This is a genomic window from Paenalcaligenes sp. DL 463 (genome assembly GCF_057475185.1).
The window spans coordinates 787,991-806,988 of sequence record NZ_JBYBKX010000001.1; the positions used below are offsets into that span (position 1 = coordinate 787,991).

The 18,998-nt window shown below is 52.1% G+C and carries 18 protein-coding genes and 1 pseudogene; 11 read left to right on the forward strand and 8 right to left on the reverse strand.

Translation table 11 applies throughout. The features are described 5' to 3' along the window. Positions 1-91: 91 nt before the first annotated feature. Complete coding sequence (locus AC2UZI_RS03655) at positions 92-1,531, reverse strand: NAD-dependent succinate-semialdehyde dehydrogenase (RefSeq protein ID WP_486942466.1); 1,440 nt, start codon at positions 1,529-1,531, stop codon at positions 92-94. Positions 1,532-1,650: 119 nt separating this feature from the next. Between AC2UZI_RS03655 and AC2UZI_RS03660 the strand changes: the two genes are divergently transcribed. Continuing rightward, positions 1,651-2,679 (forward strand): Ldh family oxidoreductase, encoded by a 1,029-nt coding sequence (locus tag AC2UZI_RS03660; protein ID WP_486942467.1) that lies wholly within the window; start codon positions 1,651-1,653, stop codon positions 2,677-2,679. 3 nt (positions 2,680-2,682) lie between these two features. On the opposite strand, the gene AC2UZI_RS03665 is transcribed toward AC2UZI_RS03660, so the two are convergent. After that, entirely contained in the window at positions 2,683-3,744 is a 1,062-nt protein-coding gene (locus AC2UZI_RS03665; RefSeq protein WP_486942468.1) for a LacI family DNA-binding transcriptional regulator, read from the reverse strand. Between the two features lie 287 nt (positions 3,745-4,031). On the opposite strand from AC2UZI_RS03665, the gene AC2UZI_RS03670 reads away from it, so the two are divergent. Genes AC2UZI_RS03670 through AC2UZI_RS03700 form a run of 7 tightly spaced genes read left to right on the forward strand, consistent with a single transcriptional unit; the run spans position 4,032 to position 10,174 of the window. Further along, positions 4,032-4,712, forward strand: coding sequence for an amino acid ABC transporter permease (locus AC2UZI_RS03670; protein ID WP_486942469.1), 681 nt, complete (start codon positions 4,032-4,034; stop codon positions 4,710-4,712). 5 nt (positions 4,713-4,717) lie between these two features. Continuing rightward, positions 4,718-5,389 (forward strand): amino acid ABC transporter permease, encoded by a 672-nt coding sequence (locus tag AC2UZI_RS03675; RefSeq protein WP_486942470.1) that lies wholly within the window; start codon positions 4,718-4,720, stop codon positions 5,387-5,389. A 9-nt stretch (positions 5,390-5,398) separates the two neighbouring features. Next, complete coding sequence (locus tag AC2UZI_RS03680) at positions 5,399-6,127, forward strand: amino acid ABC transporter ATP-binding protein (RefSeq protein ID WP_486942471.1); 729 nt, start codon at positions 5,399-5,401, stop codon at positions 6,125-6,127. 59 nt (positions 6,128-6,186) lie between these two features. Then, positions 6,187-6,981, forward strand: a complete 795-nt coding sequence (locus AC2UZI_RS03685) for a transporter substrate-binding domain-containing protein (RefSeq protein ID WP_486942472.1) — start codon at positions 6,187-6,189, stop codon at positions 6,979-6,981. Positions 6,982-6,996: 15 nt separating this feature from the next. Beyond that, on the forward strand, positions 6,997-7,536 hold the full coding sequence (locus tag AC2UZI_RS03690) for a VOC family protein (protein WP_486942473.1): 540 nt from the start codon (positions 6,997-6,999) through the stop codon (positions 7,534-7,536). 51 nt (positions 7,537-7,587) lie between these two features. After that, a complete protein-coding gene (locus tag AC2UZI_RS03695) occupies positions 7,588-8,856 on the forward strand; it encodes a ribulose-bisphosphate carboxylase large subunit family protein (protein WP_486942474.1) in 1,269 nt (422 codons plus the stop codon). 7 nt (positions 8,857-8,863) lie between these two features. Then, on the forward strand, positions 8,864-10,174 hold the full coding sequence (locus AC2UZI_RS03700; RefSeq protein WP_486942475.1) for a four-carbon acid sugar kinase family protein: 1,311 nt from the start codon (positions 8,864-8,866) through the stop codon (positions 10,172-10,174). Here AC2UZI_RS03700 and AC2UZI_RS03705 read toward each other — a convergent pair. Continuing rightward, a complete protein-coding gene (locus AC2UZI_RS03705; RefSeq protein WP_486942476.1) occupies positions 10,171-11,508 on the reverse strand; it encodes an MATE family efflux transporter in 1,338 nt (445 codons plus the stop codon). The genes AC2UZI_RS03700 and AC2UZI_RS03705 overlap by 4 nt on opposite strands. Before the next feature lie 62 nt (positions 11,509-11,570). On the opposite strand from AC2UZI_RS03705, the gene AC2UZI_RS03710 reads away from it, so the two are divergent. From AC2UZI_RS03710 to AC2UZI_RS03720, 3 genes are all read left to right on the forward strand, one after another. Beyond that, positions 11,571-12,197: a tRNA-uridine aminocarboxypropyltransferase gene (locus tag AC2UZI_RS03710; protein WP_486942477.1), complete on the forward strand. Its 627-nt coding sequence runs from the start codon at positions 11,571-11,573 to the stop codon at positions 12,195-12,197. A gap of 292 nt (positions 12,198-12,489) precedes the next feature. After that, entirely contained in the window at positions 12,490-12,807 is a 318-nt protein-coding gene (locus AC2UZI_RS03715) for a helix-turn-helix domain-containing protein (RefSeq protein ID WP_486943707.1), read from the forward strand. Further along, positions 12,800-14,059: a type II toxin-antitoxin system HipA family toxin gene (locus AC2UZI_RS03720; protein ID WP_486942478.1), complete on the forward strand. Its 1,260-nt coding sequence runs from the start codon at positions 12,800-12,802 to the stop codon at positions 14,057-14,059. Before AC2UZI_RS03715 ends, AC2UZI_RS03720 begins: the two co-directional genes overlap by 8 nt. Before the next feature lie 539 nt (positions 14,060-14,598). Here the strand turns inward: AC2UZI_RS03720 and AC2UZI_RS03725 are convergent. The 5 genes and pseudogenes from AC2UZI_RS03725 to AC2UZI_RS03745 all read right to left on the reverse strand — a co-directional run. Next, a pseudogene (locus tag AC2UZI_RS03725) lies at positions 14,599-14,724 on the reverse strand (Arm DNA-binding domain-containing protein); the annotation flags it as partial. Positions 14,725-15,113: 389 nt separating this feature from the next. Beyond that, positions 15,114-16,160, reverse strand: coding sequence for a nucleotidyl transferase AbiEii/AbiGii toxin family protein (locus AC2UZI_RS03730; RefSeq protein WP_486942479.1), 1,047 nt, complete (start codon positions 16,158-16,160; stop codon positions 15,114-15,116). Then, positions 16,157-16,852, reverse strand: a complete 696-nt coding sequence (locus AC2UZI_RS03735; RefSeq protein ID WP_486942480.1) for a DUF6088 family protein — start codon at positions 16,850-16,852, stop codon at positions 16,157-16,159. The genes AC2UZI_RS03730 and AC2UZI_RS03735 overlap by 4 nt, the downstream gene beginning before the upstream one ends. A gap of 119 nt (positions 16,853-16,971) precedes the next feature. Further along, the gene (locus AC2UZI_RS03740; RefSeq protein WP_486942481.1) at positions 16,972-17,223 is read right to left on the reverse strand and encodes a helix-turn-helix transcriptional regulator; all 252 of its coding nucleotides are present in this window, start codon (positions 17,221-17,223) and stop codon (positions 16,972-16,974) included. A gap of 699 nt (positions 17,224-17,922) precedes the next feature. Beyond that, on the reverse strand, positions 17,923-18,285 hold the full coding sequence (locus tag AC2UZI_RS03745) for a helix-turn-helix domain-containing protein (RefSeq protein ID WP_429645501.1): 363 nt from the start codon (positions 18,283-18,285) through the stop codon (positions 17,923-17,925). Positions 18,286-18,998 lie beyond the last annotated feature (713 nt).

The following is an 18,998-nucleotide window of genomic DNA, read 5'->3' on the forward strand; positions in this document are numbered from 1 at the left end:
GAAGAGGGCGGTATTTAGAAGCCTAAACTAAAGCAGCCCAGTCGCTTGTGTAGACTGGGCTGGTTTGTGTGTTCAGGTTAACGGTTAAACCCTAGACCCCGACGATTGAGACTGATTTTGTGTTCAGGTAATTTTCCAAAGCCTCCGGGCCGCCTTCTGAGCCATAACCAGAGTCTTTCACGCCGCCAAAGGGCAGCTCGGCAGAAGGGGTTGCGGGCTGATTGACCCATAGCATTCCCACCTCAAGACGGCGTGATAACTCGTGTACCGTTTTGATAGAGCTGGTGAAGGCGTAAGCAGACAGGCCAAAGGGTAAGCGATTGGATTCTTGAATGGCTTCATCAAGGTTCTCAAAGCTGCGAATCGCCGCAACAGGGCCAAAAGGTTCGTCATTAAACACGTTGGCTTCAAGTGGTACGTCGGTGAAAACCGTGGGTGAAAAGAAATTACCCTCAGAGCCGACTCGTTCACCACCGATGACTAAGCGTGCTCCTTTTGCTTTGGCATCGTTGACGATGCTTTCCATGGCCGTTATGCGCCTATCGTTAGCCATAGGGCCCAATGTGGTGCCGTCTGCCAAACCATCACCCAGTTTCAGGCTCTCAGCGTGGGCAACAAAAGCCTGTTCAAAGGCGCTTTTAACGTCTTTATGAACTAAGAAACGTGTGGGCGATATACACACTTGTCCGGCATTACGGAATTTAGCGCCAGCAGAGGCTTTGACGGCAAGCTCGACGTCGGCATCGTGCGCAACGATGACGGGTGCATGGCCACCAAGTTCCATGGTGACTCGCTTCATGTGACGTCCTGCTAAAGACGCTAGTTCTTTACCCACAGGGGTAGAGCCCGTAAAGGTGATTTTGCGGATAATAGGGTGTGGAATAAGGTAGTTGGAAATGTCGGCCGGCACTCCAAACACAAGCCCAATAACGCCCTTGGGTACACCAGCATCCACAAAGCAGTTTAGTAAGGCGGCGGGTGAAGCCGGTGTTTCTTCAGGGGCTTTAAGCAGAAAAGAGCAGCCTGTGGCTAAAGCGGCACCCAGTTTACGCACCACCTGATTGACGGGGAAGTTCCACGGTGTGAAGGCTGCCACTGGGCCTACGGGCTCTTTCAATACGAGCTGTTGCGCCGCAGGGTTACGGGAAGGCACGATGCGCCCGTAAACCCGTAGGGCTTCATTAGCAAACCAGTCTAAGGTGTCAGCGCCGCCGCGTACTTCAATCAGGGCTTCGGGCAACGGTTTCCCTTGCTCCTGGGTCATCACCCGTGCAATCGAGTCGGCACGCTCGCGCACCAGAGCGGCAGCTTTACGTATAAGGGCGCAGCGTTCGTGAGCAGACGTCTCTCGCCACAACTCAAACCCCCGTTGGGCTGCGGCTAACGCTGCGTCAAGGTCTGTCGTGCTAGCGCTAGCGACTCGACCAATAGGACTGCCTGTCGCCGGGTTCAACACATCAATGTACTGGCGCGTGCTCGCTTCACGCCATTCGTTATCGATTAGTAGAAGGGTGTCTGGGTAATTGCTCATGCGCACTCCGTAATAGGAAAGGGTTTGAGCTATTCTAACGATTCGCACCCAATGCGGATACGGGTGCGGCAGTGGTAGAGTGGTTAAATTGATTAATGCAATGTAATGAAATGAATGCGATGTCAGAAAATAAAACGGAACACGTCAGACTTTCAGAGGCTGAGATAGCTAAGCTCGTCACCGAGTTTCTTTTAGCACAACAGCTTAGTCGGGCGCAGGCCGAATCGTTGGCAACCCTGTTAACGGCAGCTCAGCGCGATGGTAGCTTATCGCACGGGCTTCAACGATTGCCCGGCACACTAGACACCATGGCTCACTCTCGCTTTAATAAGCAGGCAGATCCTGTGGTGCAAAAGCTAACGCCAGTGGTCACTCAGGTTGACGCACAGTATGGTTTCTCGTGCTTAGCGGCCGAGCGAGGCTTGCCCGATCTGATCTCAGCAGCGCGTGATTTTGGCGTGAGTGCATTGAGGGTCAATCATGGCTTTCATTCCACTGCGCTTTGGCCGTTGGTCGAGCGGGCCGCGACTTCCGGTGTTGTCGCCATGTCGATGAACCCAAGCTACGGTTGGGTGGTGCCCAGCGGCGGAACAAAACCGCTGTTAGGCACGAACCCGATGGCCTTTGCGTGGCCTCGCCCGGATAAGCGTCCTTATGTGTTTGATTTTGCGACGTCGGCGGCAGCGCGAGCGGATATCGCGATGTGCAGAAATGAGGGGCGGGCCATACCTCTGGGCTGGGGCGTCGATAGCGATGGGCAGGCAACAACGGACCCTGCTGCAGTATTGGCTGGAGCCATGCTGCCTTTTGGGGGACACAAGGGCTCGGCCATCGCCACCATGATTGAGTTGTTGGCCGGGCCGATGATAGGCGACCAAAGTAGTCGTCAGTCGCAAGCGTTTGATGCAAACGCTGATGCTGCCCCTTGCCATGGCGAGTTATTTATAGCCTTTTCACCCGAGCTAATGGGTGGGGCAGACGCCTTGCAGAAAGCAGAAGCGATCTTTGACGGTTTTGACGAACAAGAGGCTCGTTTGCCCGGCAATCGCCGTTATGCGATTCGGGATGAGAACGACGGCTTAGGAATTCCCGTTTCGGCGGCATTGTTGGAGCGTATCCATACATTAATGCCTGGAAACCGGGGCTAGGGCTTAGGGTAGGTTTTCATTTAATACTACGCTAATAGGCATCGATTCCACGCCGGTCATCGCCTCTCGTCCATCGCGTAGGTTCGCGAAAATTCGCACGCTATTCATGATGGTGGAGTGTAGGTTCTGGTTAATTAAGGCATCCATCGAACCATCCACTAAAAGTGAACGAGTGTCAGGCGTAAGGCCGTGACCAATGAACACCGTTTTTTCAGCACGGTCAGCTTCTTTTAGCGCTTGTGCCACGCCATCCGACGCACCGCCGATGTTGTAGATGCCGACCAAATCGGGGTGTTGTTTCAGTAATTGCTTGGATTGCTGATAGTTAATTTGTGCCTCGTCATGGCCTTCGCGCAAACCCACTAATTCCAGATAAGGAAACTTTTCTTCCAGAATATGTTTAAAGCCCATTTCTCGCTCTTCGTGGCCACGATAGTGACGACTGCCAGCAATCATGGCGACTTTACCGACTCGGGGGCCAATGAAGCGCCCTAATAAAAGACCTGCTGTGCGGCCGGCCGCGCGGTTGTCTAAGCCGACGTAGGCCGCCCTAGGCGAATTCGAGAGATCTGAAATTAAGGTCAGAGTGGGTATCTTTTTCTCGGCTAGGATGTGTACAGCTTCACGTACTAGGGGATGCTCTAGGGCCATAAACGCGATACCGTCTGCGCGACGACTCTCGCGTAGCAAGCTTTTGACGAGCACATGAGGGTTGAAGCCCTCAATGAAGCGACACCGACATTGCACATTGAAAGGTTCGAACTGTTCGTGCGCAATGCTGACGATATCCCCCAGCATATTTAAAAACCGGTTACTGCCTGCAGGCAGCACAAAAACCAGCCGCATGGGCTGTGGGCGCAGGGCTCTGTACAGATCGTCTTGAGGTAAATAACCCAGATCAGCCGCCGCTTTTAATACGGCTTGAACGGTAGCAGGCCTTACACCGGGACGGTGGTTTAGCACGCGGTCCACGGTTGCGGTCGAGACGCCAGCATGGCTAGCGACTTCGGCGATCCCAATTCGATTGTGGGCTTTACGTTTTGAAGTAGTGGGACGGATGGTCACGGCGCCTTCAAGCTGAGTCAGAATGAGGTTTTTATATTATTACATCATATCTAATCATTACAATAAGGTCATCTTACGTAGGAATCCATTTTTTATCAGTAATAACAATATGATGTCTTATGTAAAGACATCAAAAGCCATCATTATTTGATGTGGACACTGACAAGAAGCTGCGTATACCATTCGTACTGACAAGCCGTTAATAACGTTGCGCTACACCAGCAATAAGAATCACATTATTCATTCGTGTGTAGGCAATCAAAACAGAGACACAATCTGCCCTAAGTATGAGTTACGAATTCGACTTTTCAAGTGTGTTGGCCGCATGGCCTCAGTTTTTAGATGGCGCATGGCTAACGGTTCAGTTGTCGGTGCCCGCGACGATACTGGGGCTGATGCTGGGTATTCTTTGCGCCATTGGTCGCCGTAGTCCCCGTCGTCTACTGTCGCGAATTTGTGGCTTCTATGTCGAGATTGTTCGCAATACCCCTTTTCTGGTGCAAATCTTCTTGGTCTTTTTCGGCCTTGCCAGTTTGGGCTGGAAAGTGACGGCTTTTGCGGCAGCCTTAGTGGCATTAATTATTAATGTTGCGGCCTACTCGTGTGAAATCATGCGCGCGGGCATGGACTCCATACACGAAGGGCAAATTGAAGCGGCTGAGTGCCTGGGCCTAAGCAAAAGACAGGTGTATTGGCATGTGATTTTATTGCCAGCGATGGAAAACGTTTATGCAGCGCTAACAAGTCAGTTCGTGTTGTTAATGCTCGCAACGTCGATTACGTCACAAATTTCGGTGGAAGAACTCACGGCCGCAGCCAGTCGAGTGCAGTCCGAGACGTTTAGGCCGTTTGAGGCGTATATCTTGGTCGCCGTAGCTTACTTGGCGCTATCGCTGTTGATGCGTATAGGCTTGTGGGCATTTGGACAGCTTGTTTTTGCGCGTCGTCGCATGAAGGTTACAGGGTAAGCATCATGGTTTCAGGCGGTTTTACGATTGATCATTTGCAGTTTCTGCTAAATGGAGCACTTTGGACCATTTGTCTTTCGCTGATTGCTTTTGTGGGCGGTGGCGTGGCAGGTGGTGTGGTGGCATTGTTGCGCGTCAGTACGAACAGACCCGTAAGGTGGTTGGCCTATCTTTATGTGCAAGTGGTGCAGGGCACACCGTTGTTGGTGCTGTTGTTCGTGTCTTATTTTGGCTTAAGTATTGCAGGGCTGACCTTAACAGGCTTAGCGGCAGCAAGCATTTCCATGATTATTTACGTCAGTGCCTACATGGGTGAAATATGGCGTGGCTGTATTGAGTCCGTAGCAAAAACGCAGTGGGAGGCGGCAGAGTGCTTGGCGCTAACACGAGCACAGCGTCTACGTTTGGTTATTTTGCCGCAGGCCGTACGTATCGCTACGCCACCCACTGTTGGTTTCATGGTTCAGGTTGTTAAGAATACCTCGCTGGCTTCGATTGTTGGTTTTGTTGAGCTGGTACGTGCAGGTCAGTTGATTAACAACTCTATTTTTCAACCGTTTTTAGTCTATTGCTTGATCGCACTGTTCTATTTGGCCATGTGCTACCCGCTGTCTGCGTGGAGTCGAAAACTTGAGCGCAAGCTTCAATATGGATCGCGTCCCACACTAAGCGCATAAAGGAAAATAATGTCGATTGTTGTTGAATTGAAAGATGTCCATAAAAGCTTTGGTGCCAATGCGGTGCTGAAAGGGGTGTCATTTGCGGTTTCAAAAGGGCAAGTGGTGGCAATTATTGGTCAAAGCGGATCTGGCAAAAGTACAGCGTTGCGCTGCATTGATCGCCTAGAAACGATTGATCAGGGGCAAATCGAAGTCTACGGACACCACGTTCATGACGCGAGCATCAATTTGCGTAATTTGCGTACGGATGTGGGCATTGTTTTTCAAAGCTATAACTTGTTCCCGCACCTTACGGTTGAGCAAAACATCATGCTCGCACCTCGCGCTGTGAAAAAGAAAAGCAAAGCCGAAGCGTTTGAGTTAAGCAATCGTACCTTGCGCCAAGTGGGTCTGCTGGATAAAGCGGGGGCCTTTCCCGAGCAACTTTCAGGTGGACAGCAGCAGCGCGTTGCAATCGCCCGCTCGTTGGCGATGGAGCCTAAAGTCATGCTGTTTGATGAGGTGACCTCCGCTCTTGATCCGCAGCTAACCGGTGAAGTGTTGCGTGTTATCGAACAGTTGGCCGCCGACGGCATGACGATGATTCTTGTGACACATGAAATGGAATTCGCCGCACGAGTGGCTGACACCATCATATTTATGCATCAAGGCAAAGTTTGGGAAACGGGAAGCGGTGACATTTTACGCAACCCTCAAACGCTTGAGCTACAGGAGTTTCTGGCGCACGGTTTGTAATAGCCAGACATCACGTTAATAAAAACCATGATTATTTGCTATCCATTTTGGAGACAGACATGACATTACGAAAAATACTACGTTTCACCTCTTTCGCAGCGTGTTTAGCTGTGTTTTCCGGAGCCGCAAGCGCCGATGCGTTGGCTGATATCAAGGCAGCAAATAAAATTCGAGTGGGCATTGATCTGGGCGCCCCTTTTTATGGCTACATTGATGAAAAAATGCAGGCCGTGGGCTCAGACGTCGAGGCCGCACAACTTTTAGCGCAAGACCTTGGTGTTGAGCTTGAGATTGTTCAGACCACGAATTCTGGACGTATACCGAATCTACTTTCCAACAAAGCCGATCTTATTATCTCGTCGTTATCCATTACGCCTGAGCGAGCAAAAGCGGTTGATTTCTCCGTTCCCTACGGTGCGATTCAAGCAGCAGTCGGCGCCGCTAGCAGTTTGGATATCAAGAACATGGATGACTTGGCTGGCAAGTCAGTCGCTGTAACCCGAGGCGGACCACAGGACAAACTCGTTTCAGAGGGTGCACCATTAGCCAAAGTCATTCGCTTTGATGATGAGGCGGCGTCCATTACGGCAGCGGCTACCGGTCAGGCTGAAATTGTCGCGATCACCCCCCCCATTATTCATGCCATTGGCAAACGTAATCCTTCACTTGATTTCGAGACGAAATTCATCATTCAGTCTTACGAGCTAGGAATTGCGATGCGTAAGAATGAGCCGGAATTGAAAGAATGGGTCAATAACTGGATTGGCACCAATTTGAAGAACGGCAAACTGAATGAGATCCATATGAAGTATGCCGGTGTGCCGATTCCCGATGAAATCGTAATGGCTCAGTAATCTATAGGAACAGGAATGAGTAAGTTTTTTGGTGAAATTCGTCAGTTGGGTTATGTCGTTAACGATATTGAGGCCGCGATGGAGTATTGGAGCCGCACGCTAGGCGTGGGGCCTTGGTACTACAACCCCAAAGTTCCTATTGAAAACTATCGCTATAACGGTGAGGTTTACGAGCCGCATAACTCCGTAGCCTTGGCGAACTCTGGCTTTGTTCAGGTTGAGCTTATCCAGTGTCGTAACGATGTGCCCTCGATGTACAGGGACTTTCTTCAGGCAGGGCGCACAGGGTTGCAACACGTCGCTTACTGGACAGAGAACTATGACGAAGATTTGGCTCGGTTGACTCAACAGGGCTTTAAAGCGGTCATGAGTGGCGAAGTCGGCGAGCGCGGTCGTTTTGTTTATTTTGACACCGAGTATCACCCAGGCTCTGTGATTGAGCTGTCTGAGGTGGCGGGGCCTAAAGGAAAACTATTCGACTTGATACGCACTGAGTCCGAGAACTGGGATGGCCGCGATCCTGTGCGAAGCTTTCCAGACCTAAGCGCGCTTTAAGTTGTTGCCACCTTCTTCAGTCAACCTTTCTTTATTATTGTTTGTATTGCTATGAACTCAGAACGCTTTCACGCAACGTACACCATCGAAACGCCTTTGGACCCTAACAAGGTCGCAGAGATCATGGCAGGAGAACAGTCCTGCGGAACGTTTACCCGAGTACAAGGGGAGACCGATGAGTTGCGTGAGCGGGCTCGAGCAATCGTAGAGCAGGTTGAAGTGGTGGAGCAGGCAGCTCAACCTTCATTGCCGAATGCGTGGTTAGAACGTCGCGGGGCGAAAGGGCCCTGGTCTCGTGCGAAAGTACGCCTTTCGTTTCCGGTTGGCAACATCGGTGCTAACCTGCCAACCTTAGCGGCGACAGTGGCCGGAAACTTATACGATTTGGGTGAAACCACGGCGTTACGCTTGGAAACCCTGCGCTTGCCAACAGCCTACCGAGAGCGCTTTGACCGTCCTCAGCATGGCGTGGTTGGTACACGTCGTTTATCGGGGGTAGAGCAAGGCCCTTTGCTGGGAACGATTATCAAACCGAATGTGGGGTTATCTCCGGCACAAACCGCTGAACTAGTGGATCAGTTATGCCGTGCTGGAGTGGATTTCATTAAAGATGACGAGGTGTGCGCAAACCCCGAGCACGCGCCTCTTGAAGAACGCGTTAAAGCGGTGATGGCGGTGGTGCGCGAGCATCAACAACGCACTGGGAAACGAGTGATGGTGGCATTTAACATTAGTGACGAAACCGATGCCATGCGTCAACACGCCGACTTGATTGAACAAGAAGGTGGAAACTGCGCCATGGTTAGCCTTAACTATTGTGGGTATTCGGCGATTCAAACCTTGCGTCGTAGTACGTCGATCGTCCTGCATGGGCATCGTAACGGTTATGGGGCAATGTCTCGTCACCCGTTATTAGGGATTTCGTTTCAAGCCTATCAAGTGCTTTGGCGCTTAGCCGGCGTTGATCATATGCATGTACATGGTCTGCAAGGAAAATTTGCACAAAGTGATGAAGAGGTGGTGACGTCAGCACTGGATTGTCTCGCGCCGTTGTCCAACGAGTTTGATGATCGCGTAATGCCCGCCTTCTCGTCAGGGCAGTGGGCAGGGACGGTTCCCGCCACGTTTGAGGCAGTGGGCAGTGATGATTTGTTATTCATGTCAGGCGGTGGCATCTTGGCCCACCCCAATGGCCCAGAAGCGGGTGTTATCAGTTTGCGCCAAGCGTGGAATGCGGCACAAAGCGGGGTGAGCTTAGCAGAACACGCCAAGCAAGCACCCGAGCTGCGTCAGGCGTTGGAATTTTTTGGCCGTAGTTGATCTCACGATGTCCGAACAAACCAAATTCGCTTTTTATGGCGATGACTTCACTGGCGCCACCGATACCTTATCGACCATGGCGTGTGCGGGTTATCGCGCCATCCTTTTTCTGCGTCTTCCCACGCCACAGCAATTGGCTGATGTGGGCCCGTTGGATTGTCTGGGTATCGCCGGCGCTGCACGCTCTATGTCTGCAGCACAGCAAAAAACGGAGCTACTTGCCGTAGGGCATTTTCTTAAGCAGGTGGGCGCTGTGGTGACTCACTATAAGTCCTGCTCTACCTTTGATAGCTCTCCCACGACGGGCAGTATCGGAAATGCGGTTAAATTACTCAGCGAACAGTTGGGTGCGTTGTCATTTGTGCCCATTGTTGGCGGGCAACCGAATCTGGGGCGTTATTGCGTATTTGGTAACCTTTTCGCGGCCTTTAGTACGGGTGGCGCGGCGTACCGTCTTGATCGACACCCCACAATGAGTCAACACCCCGTAACACCGATGTTTGAGGCCGACTTGCGACGGCATTTAGCCGAGCAGGGGCTGACACAGCTAGGTTTAGTCGAATACCCCCGCTACACGATGGCCGACGCTGAATTCGATGACATGCTTGATCAAACCATCGTTGAGCATGCTGATGGGGTGTTGTTTGATGTCAGCCGCTCTGAAGATTTGGCGGTGGTAGGTAGGGCGATTTGGCAACGGGCGTGCCAGCAGCCTTTGCTGGCGGTGGGGCCTAGCAGTGTGGCTCAAGCATTGATTGCACATTGGCAAGCCTCGGGCACGGAAGTGTCGCAACTTAAGCCCCCCGTGTTAGGTCCAGCCGAAGGGCCTGTTCTGGTGCTGTCAGGCAGTCGCTCTCCTGTGACCGCACGACAGATTGAAATGGCTACGTCCTATCACGCGATTCCACTGGATGCGGCGGTGTTGTGCGACGAGGGCTCAGTCGAACGTCATGCCTTATTGTCGCAGGTATCTGAAGGTTTGGCGCAGGGTAGGAATGTACTTGCCTACGTTTGCAGTGGCTCAAGCCAGCGCCCCGTAGCAGCCTCTGCGCTGGCCGAGGCATGTGGTCGATTCTTGTCGCAGGTACTTAAGCACAGCAGCCCTAGGCGGATCGGCGTTGCTGGCGGAGACACCTCAAGCCTTGCCCTGAAAGCACTGGACGTGTGGGGGCTGTCTTACCTTGGGCAGATAGACTCTGGCGCAGCGCTATGTCGCATGCATTCTGATGTGGCGCATTTATCGGGCGTAGAGATCATGCTTAAGGGCGGACAAATGGGTTCTGAGACCCTGTTCGAGAAGCTCATAGCTCCCATTTAAGGCTGGTGGTTAGCGCTGTCCATCAGAGGCTTAAGAATTAACGGCCGTGATGCCAAGGCAAGCCCAGCACCTCGCAAGCCGTTAAACACGATGAATGATAGCCACAGCCCGTGATTACCGAAGGCGGGCAGCAGCACCGCCGAAAGCGCTAAAAAGCTTAACGAGCTACCCAACATAATGAACATCAGCGGTTGGGTACGTGTGGCTCCGATGAAGACACCATCGTATAAATAGGCGGGCATGGACACGAGCGAGGCCAGTACAACCCACATCAAGTAGTGATCAGCCAGCTCGGCGATAGCTACCTGATCGGTAAGAAGGCGAATCAGACTGCTTCCGGTCAAGGCAAATACCGCCATATAGAGCAATGAGCCAACAAGACCCCAGATCAGACAAATGCGAATAACGCGAGCGAGTTGCTTGGGTTTGCGTCGTCCAACGGCAGCCCCACTTAGGGTTTCGGCCACGTGTGCAAAGCCATCCAAGCCGTAAGAAGTAAAACTAAGCAAGTTCAGCAGAATAGCGTTGGTCGCCAGTAATACATCGCCTTGTTTGGCGCCAAGGTGCGTGAACCAGGTCATGGTGGTGAGCAAGCACGCCGTGCGAATAAAAATATGACTGTTAATCTGCACCAGACGACGCAAGGCCTTAGTTTCAAACAGCTCGATCCAATGTAAGTTTAGGATCTGTGTTCGGTAACTGCGCCATAGCAGAAATGCACCCGCTACAGTGCCGCTAAAGTCAGCAACCGCCGTGGCCCTACCAATGCCGCTTACGCCCCAGTCTAAGCCGTAAACAAAGCCCATCACCGCAATAAAGTTGACCGCGTTAATCAGCAGTTGAATCAGTAGCGCAACACGTACCCGCTGGCAACCCAGTAGCCAGCCTAAAATAACGTAATTGATCAATGCCAGAGGGGCCGCCCAGACGCGTCCATGCGCATACAACTGAGCTTGCGTCGCCGCCTCGTTTGAGGCCCCTAATAACGAGAGCCCGGCGTTAATCAACGGCCCTTGCATCAACAAAATAAGGGTGCCAATCAAGACGGCAAGCAGCACGCCTCTGCCGACGGTTAACACTACAGAGCTAGGTTGGTTTGCTCCGAAGTGTTGCGCGACGACGCCGGTGGTACCCATGCGTAAAAAGCCGAAAACCCAAAAAATAAGGTTAAACAGCAAACTGCCTAACGCCACACCGGCTAGATGATGGGCGCCCGGCAGATGACCAGCCACAGCCGTGTCCACCGCAGACATCAGCGGTTGTGTTAAGTTGGCTAAAATGATTGGAATCGCTAGATAAAGAACTCGTCTATAGCTAAGGGGCGGGGGATTCATGTGGACTTACTTCTCTGAGCCTTTATCGCATAAGGTTAATCGTTGGTTATGTTATCAGCACCATGACAGTCAAAAAAAACGCAACGCGCCCTCGTTGTGATCATTGCCTTCGCCCATTGTCGCATTGTCTGTGCGACGTTATTAGCGTTGCACCTAACCGCACGCGGGTATTAATACTGCAACACCCTGATGAGGAAAAACACCCGTTAAACACAGGGCGATTAGCCGTATTGGGTCTGACGCATGCGCAGCTATGGGTAGGTGAACATTTCTCGTCATTGCAAGCGTTCATTTCCACATTTGAATCCGCTTTCTTGTTGTTCCCCGCTCAGGAACAACACCTAACGCAACCTTTGGCTGCAACTCCCGAAGACGTGTCCTCACTTTTGATTGTGCCAGACGGAACGTGGCGTAAAGCGCGAAAGATCATCGCCGCTAACCCAGTATTAACGACGCTGCCTCACCTAAGCTTGCCCGTCGGAGAACCGTCGCAATATCGGGTGCGCAAGGCAAGCGAAGCCGCCGCCGTGTCGACCATCGAGGCCATTGTACGCACCTTGACAGTGCTTGAGCCAGAGCATCGCTTTGAGTCAGTGCTAAAACCCTTTGACAGGCTTATTGAACAACAGATTCAAGCCATGGGGGTGGAGGTGTATGAGCGGAACTATGGGCGTAAAAGACAGCCATAAAAAACCCGCAAAGCCTGTTAGGGTGATGATCTGCGGCTTGGGTGCTTTGCTGGTCAATATATTGATGCTCAGAGCGGCCTCGTAGGCTCGATACGACTATTCGGATTCATGAAAACTCTTGCCTTGGGCTGGCAAAGGTTCGGGGGAGGTCACTATAAATCCAATAAATTAGTGTTTAACTCAATTATATTGGCTTAAATCCTATATTTCGTGGATTAGAAGATTTGGTATAAATTTAATCTAACTCTATAATATTGGGTATTAGGACGAGAGATTTAGATAAATGCCCAATATGCTGGATTTAAGCTTTAGTAAGCCCGATGAAATCGTCAAGCGTCTGTGTGAACGCTTGCGTACGGAACGCTTGGCCTTGCAGATGACGCAAGCCGACGTAGCGGGTCGCGCCGGTATCGGTACGAATACCGTGTCCAATCTGGAAGCGGGGCGTAATGTCGGGTTTGAGAATGTGGTTCGAGTGGCCATGGTGCTGGGCCGAACTAAAGAGCTCGAAGGTCTTTTTCTGCCTAGAATTGATAGCCTTGATGACATTCGGCAGTACGAACGCATCGCTAAACGTCAGCGAGCCCCAAGGAAGTCCGGCAATGGTTGAGCAAGTGAAGGTGTACTACGAGGGCTGGGGCGAGCGGTGGTTATGGGGCACACTGAGGTCAACGACTGCGCTGACAGGTCGCCCCAAGATCGTACTTGAATATAGTAATGAAGCTAAGCAGAAAGGTCTGGAGCTATCTGCCTATATGCTGCCGCTAAAAGGTCCTCAACTGCGCCAAGATTTTCCGTCTCATCAGTTGGGGTTGCCGGGGCCGGTCTATGACTCATTGCCCGATGGATGGGGCATGTTGTTGATGGATCGCTTATTCAGAAGTCGTGGGCTGACTACTGCGCGAATTGGCCCTTTAGAAAGATTAGCCTTCATCGGTAACAATGCTATGGGGGCGATGTCGTTCGAGCCTGTGGCACCAGAAGGGGCTACATCGCAAGGGCATATTTCACTCGACCAGCTTGCCGCTGACGTGCAAGAAGTGCTCGAGGGTAACGATGGGGCATTCCTGCAAAGATTGTTGCAGGTGGGGGGCTCGCCTCAAGGGGCCAGACCGAAAGCGCTGGTTTATCGTGACCTTCAAACCGGCACCTTTACAACCGCAGTCACACCGGGTTTTGAAGCCTGGTTGCTTAAATTTCCAGCCAAGGATGAACACGCTGAGGTATGCGCCATTGAAATGGTTTATGCCGCGTGTTTGCGTCGCTGCGGCATTCAGACGCCAGATACACAGTATTTCAGCCTGCCCAACGGGCTGGCGGCGTTCGCAAGCAAACGTTTTGATCGTAAAGGCGGCCAGCGCATACCCATGCAAAGCCTTGCTGCTTTTACCGGTGCCGACTACAGGGTTCCCGGAGCGTTGGATTACGTTAATTTTTTGCGCGCGACTCAACTGTGCACCAACGATATGCGAGAAAAATCAGTCGCCTTTGAGCGTGCTGTCTTTAATGTTGCGTTCAATAACCGGGATGATCACCCTAAGAACTTCGCCTACTTGATGACACCATCGGGTGAGTGGAACCTGGCACCCGCTTACGATGTGACTTTCTGCGAGGGGCCGAGCGGATACCATCAAATGGATGTCATGGGCGAAGCGTTGACGATTGATCGCGTAGCAATACTACGACTGGCTGAAGAGGCCGAGGTTTCAGCAGAGATCGCCGGTCGCATTATTGACAGTATTTGCGATGTGGCCAGCCAGTTTGCAGCTATTGCTGAGGAGTTGCATCCGCAGCGTATCACTCGCGACACCTTACACTTGATTCAAGGCCGCATCGATCAAAATATTGAACTGCTGCGCTAGGAAGGTATGGGTGGTAGGGAAGCAAGGGGTTAGGAAGCGTGAATTGGCAGGAAGGGAAATCTATGCCGCCGCAAAGAATCTGGTGAAAGAAAGTCACCTGCTCTCTAAGGAGGCGAGTCGAGCGAGACAGCCGATACACTCGAGATACAAGAGGCTCAACAAGAATTTTATTCATCAGACAATATCGACGATGAACTTTCACAGAAAATTGCTATTGCTCGTGAAGACGGAGAAAAGAGCTTGCTCGCTTTTTTGCACCGGAAAGACATCCATCGCTAGCCAATCAGTTCACTAGGGCTATTCAGATTGGCGTCTATTACTATTGTTCAAAGGCGACTGCATTTTTAATTAATATGAATGACTTGGATGAACTTTACGCCGGTATCCACAGCGTACTGATAGACGTGCTGGACGGCCTCGCGGACACGCTGCGCCGTTTCTAGGTTGCCGCGATCCTTGTTGGCACTTTCGAGCCAGGCGCGCGCCATCAGCTCGAAAGTATTGATCTTGGCGATTTTGGCTTGCTCTTGCTGCTCCCGTCAAGCGTCCTGCGGGTCAATGCCTTGAGCGCGCAGTGTGTTCGCCTCTCTGGTGAGTTCACGTGCCATTGCAAGGGTGATCGCTGGGTAGGCGCCTAAGCCGATCTTGATTTGCTTCGTACCGGATTTGTACCGATAGAGTCAACTTTTTCTGGATGCGCGCACGCGCAGGTAGAGGCCATCGCCGTCATTCAGCGTCTGTTCTTTGGTACTGGGCGAGAGGGTGCGGATCTTAAACCTGTCTGGAACAAGCTGTTGGTGCGGGGCCGGAATCGAACAAAGCCCGCAACGCTAATGTTTATAAGAGTGTCAGAGTTTTCTTATTCTCCGGGGTACACCTTGGGGGACTCTAGGTGTAAATGTCGCATAAAGGCGACGCTTTGGAATGTCTTCAACATAGTGAGGGCATTACAGATAACTCATGTGTCCGCGCGTGGATGAGGTTGGCTTCGCTGTTCCTTCCGGTGTGCAGAAACCTCTTTCAAGGGTAGTTTATCTCATGCCTTACAAGCCACTCACATGGCGCGCGTATTCAAGCGGTACTCCAGGTCAGCGACAACTTTTAGTACCTCATCGATAGCAGGATACGGTCCGAAGATCATGCCGCTCATCGCTTCGTAATCTCGAGTCAGTGCGTCGTGCATGGCATCCGATGGCGACAGGGTAAAGGAGCCATGTACTGCCATGTCCAGTCGAAGGTCCGCGCTGCCAAAGAACAGCCGGGCGTGTTGCGCGCAGTCCTGTGCCAAGAGGCGATCTGCCTTCCATGTGTCGGCATCGGGGTGCTGAAGGAGTCGGTGTATATCGTAATAGTGTCGAGATACTCGTTGGCCGCCTTGGCGTAATAGGCCTCTGCGATCATGCCATTGGCGCAGACCATGCAGGATGATGATCTTGTCCCAGAAGGTGCGTTCGGGCTTGACGGTCGTCACGTTGTGTACGGCGATGTCCAGATCGGGCAGATCGTCGGCAACGTAGGGAGTCACCACAACCGTTTCATGTGGGTCCAAGGCCGACTTGGCCCCGGCCTCGATCTTCACGGCCGCCCGAATGTAATCACCAGGCGTGGCTGTTACGGTGGGATACCAGAACAGCAGCGTCTGCTGGTCGGGATCGTCCGAATCCAGTTCCAGGCGGAAGCGGTCAGTAGGGATGGCTTCAGCCGCGATTGCATGGAGCTGCGCCATCATGTCTTTAGCAATGTAGTGCTGGCAGGCGTTGCGGATGCGTTCCAGACGGATGCGCCGTTGCTTACCGCTCAAGGCTTCCAATTCCGTAGTCTCAGCAGGCTCGCCAATGTCTGCGCGGAATACGGTGATGTCGATATCTTCGGAAAACCGGGAGATCAAGCCATAGGCTTTGGACAATGATGTACCGCCTTTGAACAGTAGGCGAGGGCCGTCTGATGGCATGCCGTTGAATAGAGCGTCCAGCGTCCAGCATACCCAGAAGTCCTTTTCGACGTTCTGGACAGCAGTGCCCAGACGGGGGGCAGCGGTCAGGAACAGGCCGCGCCGGTCATCGTCAGCGGCCTGGATGATGGTATTGAAATTCAGGTTCATGCAAAAGTCTCGGTATGCGCTCGGTAGTCGGTACCGGGTCGTGACATAGCTGCTTCGGCGGTTGGTGCAGCGCAGCCCGGTAGTTCGCGCACGATTGCCTGCATCCATGCAGGCAATGTGTGGAAACCTGCCAGTAAGTCCTGGCGCATGGCTTCGCCTTGCACGGAGTCGTTCAGCAGCTTGGACAGCCGCTTGACGATGCGGGGCTTGTCTGCGGGCAGAGTGTCCTTGAGCCAGTACAGTGCCTGGACAACCCGCATGGCGGGCCGTCCGGCCCAATACAGGCGGCTGGGTGCCGTGAGCTTGAACGTGATGGTCAGGTTGTCGAGCTGAATGGCGCGTCGGCGTGCATCGGTATGGATGATTACGTTCGCTGGCACGGCATCCGTCAGGCCCAGATCATTGGCGGCGGTCATGCCATCTACGAGTAGGCGCAGTTGGTCGCGTCGTGCAATGGCATCCACGACGGCGCGGTAATCGGGCGGTGTTGCCTGTTTGGTCAGGCTGTTTATTTTGGGTCGGTCATACAGCCCACGGTGGATACGGCGCAACTGGCTGGCTGTGACCAAGCGTTGAAGCGCCTTGTCCACGGCGTCTCTGCTGCCAAGTTGAGAAAAATCAGATGGCACCCATACTTGGCCAGGCGCTGCTGCATCGATGTGAGCTGTGATCTGAGTCTTGAGATCGTTCATGGTTTTACCTCTGTCCGATATTTGTAGTCTTATTTCGGACAAAAGGCAAGTTCGTCCGAAATTTGTGGTTGTTTTTCGGACGAGGTAATTAAAATTAAGGCAAACAATAGCGCCTTGGCCTAACTGGCAAATGCTTTGTTTCGCTCAATGAGCGCATGTAGACTGGCTGCGGTGATGCCGCTGGACCTCTTGCCTATCTTGATGAGTACCAGTTCGCCTTCGTTGACCAACCGATAGATGGTTGATCGGGACACCCCAAGTTTCGCCTCTGCTGTGTGTATGCGATACAGAAGTGCCTGGTCAGATTGCTGCAGGGTATGGTGTCCAGTTGACGGGTAGCCAAAGATGTTTGGCAGGGTCTGTTCCTTCATGGTTTCCTCCATAAAACCTTGGGAAGCACCCTGGGGCAGTATGCCGCAAGATGCTTTCCAAAGCAGGCGCGGTCAGCGCCTTCGTGGCTGGTTCGTCAAGATGCCGCGATGGGAACCAGTTGCTTTGATCATTTCCAGTAGAGCCCGCCGCTGGTCCACTGTCGTGGGTCGTCGAGGTGCTGAAAACTGCGGTCTTTCCCGCTGTCATCGATGAATTACGCGCCATCTATCGAATGTGGTCTGCCTTTGGCAGCACCGGCGTCCGTGGTTACGGATCGTCATCTACTTCCCCCGGTTTATGCCAGTCGCTACCAGCCCAAGAGAGAAATGATTTTTCACCTGCTTTACTCCTACCCAGGTGCGTGTCGCCCCGCATGATGCTGGCGACACGGGTAGCCGCGCACTCGCACCGCCCTTTGCAGGGCAGGGCGCGGTATTTATCGGTGTTGTGTTGTTAAAGAGCGGGGTTGCTGTAATCATTACGTAACTACCAATTGGAGTCAACACATAAGTACTAAGAAATCGTGATATAGAAGAGTAAAGCACTTAGAAATACAAAAAATACGCCTTGGACTGACACAAAATGAAGCGCCCTGGTTCGCAGAGGAACGCAGGGCGCTTCGGATATTTTTTTATTGTTTGTTTTTGTATCTTGGGTGATGGCTGAGGACTTAATCCAACAGATTGGCTGGTTGATGCTTAATCGTGATCTTTGGCGTGTTTGGCTTGTTGGCCGATCTTCATCTTTATGTAGTCACCGATATCTTCCAAAACTGGGGCAGGCAGTTCCTCCAATGTATACCTAGCAGTTTCCGGCCATGGCCATTCCATCTCAAACATCTCGCCCTTACCCGTGACAAGCCATTCAGCGCGGATGTGAAGGGCTGCAGCAATCCAAACGATGTGACGCGAGGACTCATTGCGACCGTTTTCGATATGGGCGATAGCGCTTTGGCTTATAGGGGGGTCGAGGAGGTTGGCCAATGCTTCTTGCGATAGGCCGCGCTTTTTACGTGCGGCAAGTAAGCGCTCGCCAATGCTGCTTACAGGATTCGGATTCATGGGATTCTTCAATTGGTGGGTTCATTGTTGAGGAGTTGTAAGTATATATGTAATTTAAAAACATGGCTTGTCTAATGAGTATTGAGCAGTGAACTATTAGGCAAGTAATCAATTTGGGCTATTGTGGCATTTAATGATACGGCGTGAGAGGAAAGAATTGTCAAGAGTATGACCGTTCAATTGCCAGGGGTGTATCTTTTAGTAGGGGACGCAATTTTATAGCCTGAAACAGCTCAGGTATACACATGGCGCAGGTCTGAAGGACCCCCTGGAATGCTTCTTGGTCGCGTTTTGCGTTCTTGCGCCGCGTGTCTCTTTCAAGGCAATCATGGCCCTCAACAAAAGATTGCAGCCACTCTCTTGACAGTCGACAGCATCAGCACTAATACAAACACAGAGATTCGTGATGCAACGTAGGAGATTATCGGAACTTTCTTCTACGATTCTTTTACGTCAACGTCGGAACAGCATCGTCATAGCAATGCTCTTCTAGAATGCATCAAGCATGTGGGCGACAACTGCATACGCAGACATGTCGGTAGAGCGTCTGTTTGAGGAGCATTTGGCTGCGCCAACTTGGGCAAATCCAAAATTTGATTAGCCGCCGTTGTTCAGAACGCAAATAAGAATTGAGCCGACTGAAAGCACGTAAGCTGAAGTTTTCGTTCTTATCTCACAGAACAACGTGATGAAGATAAGGGAATCTATATTAG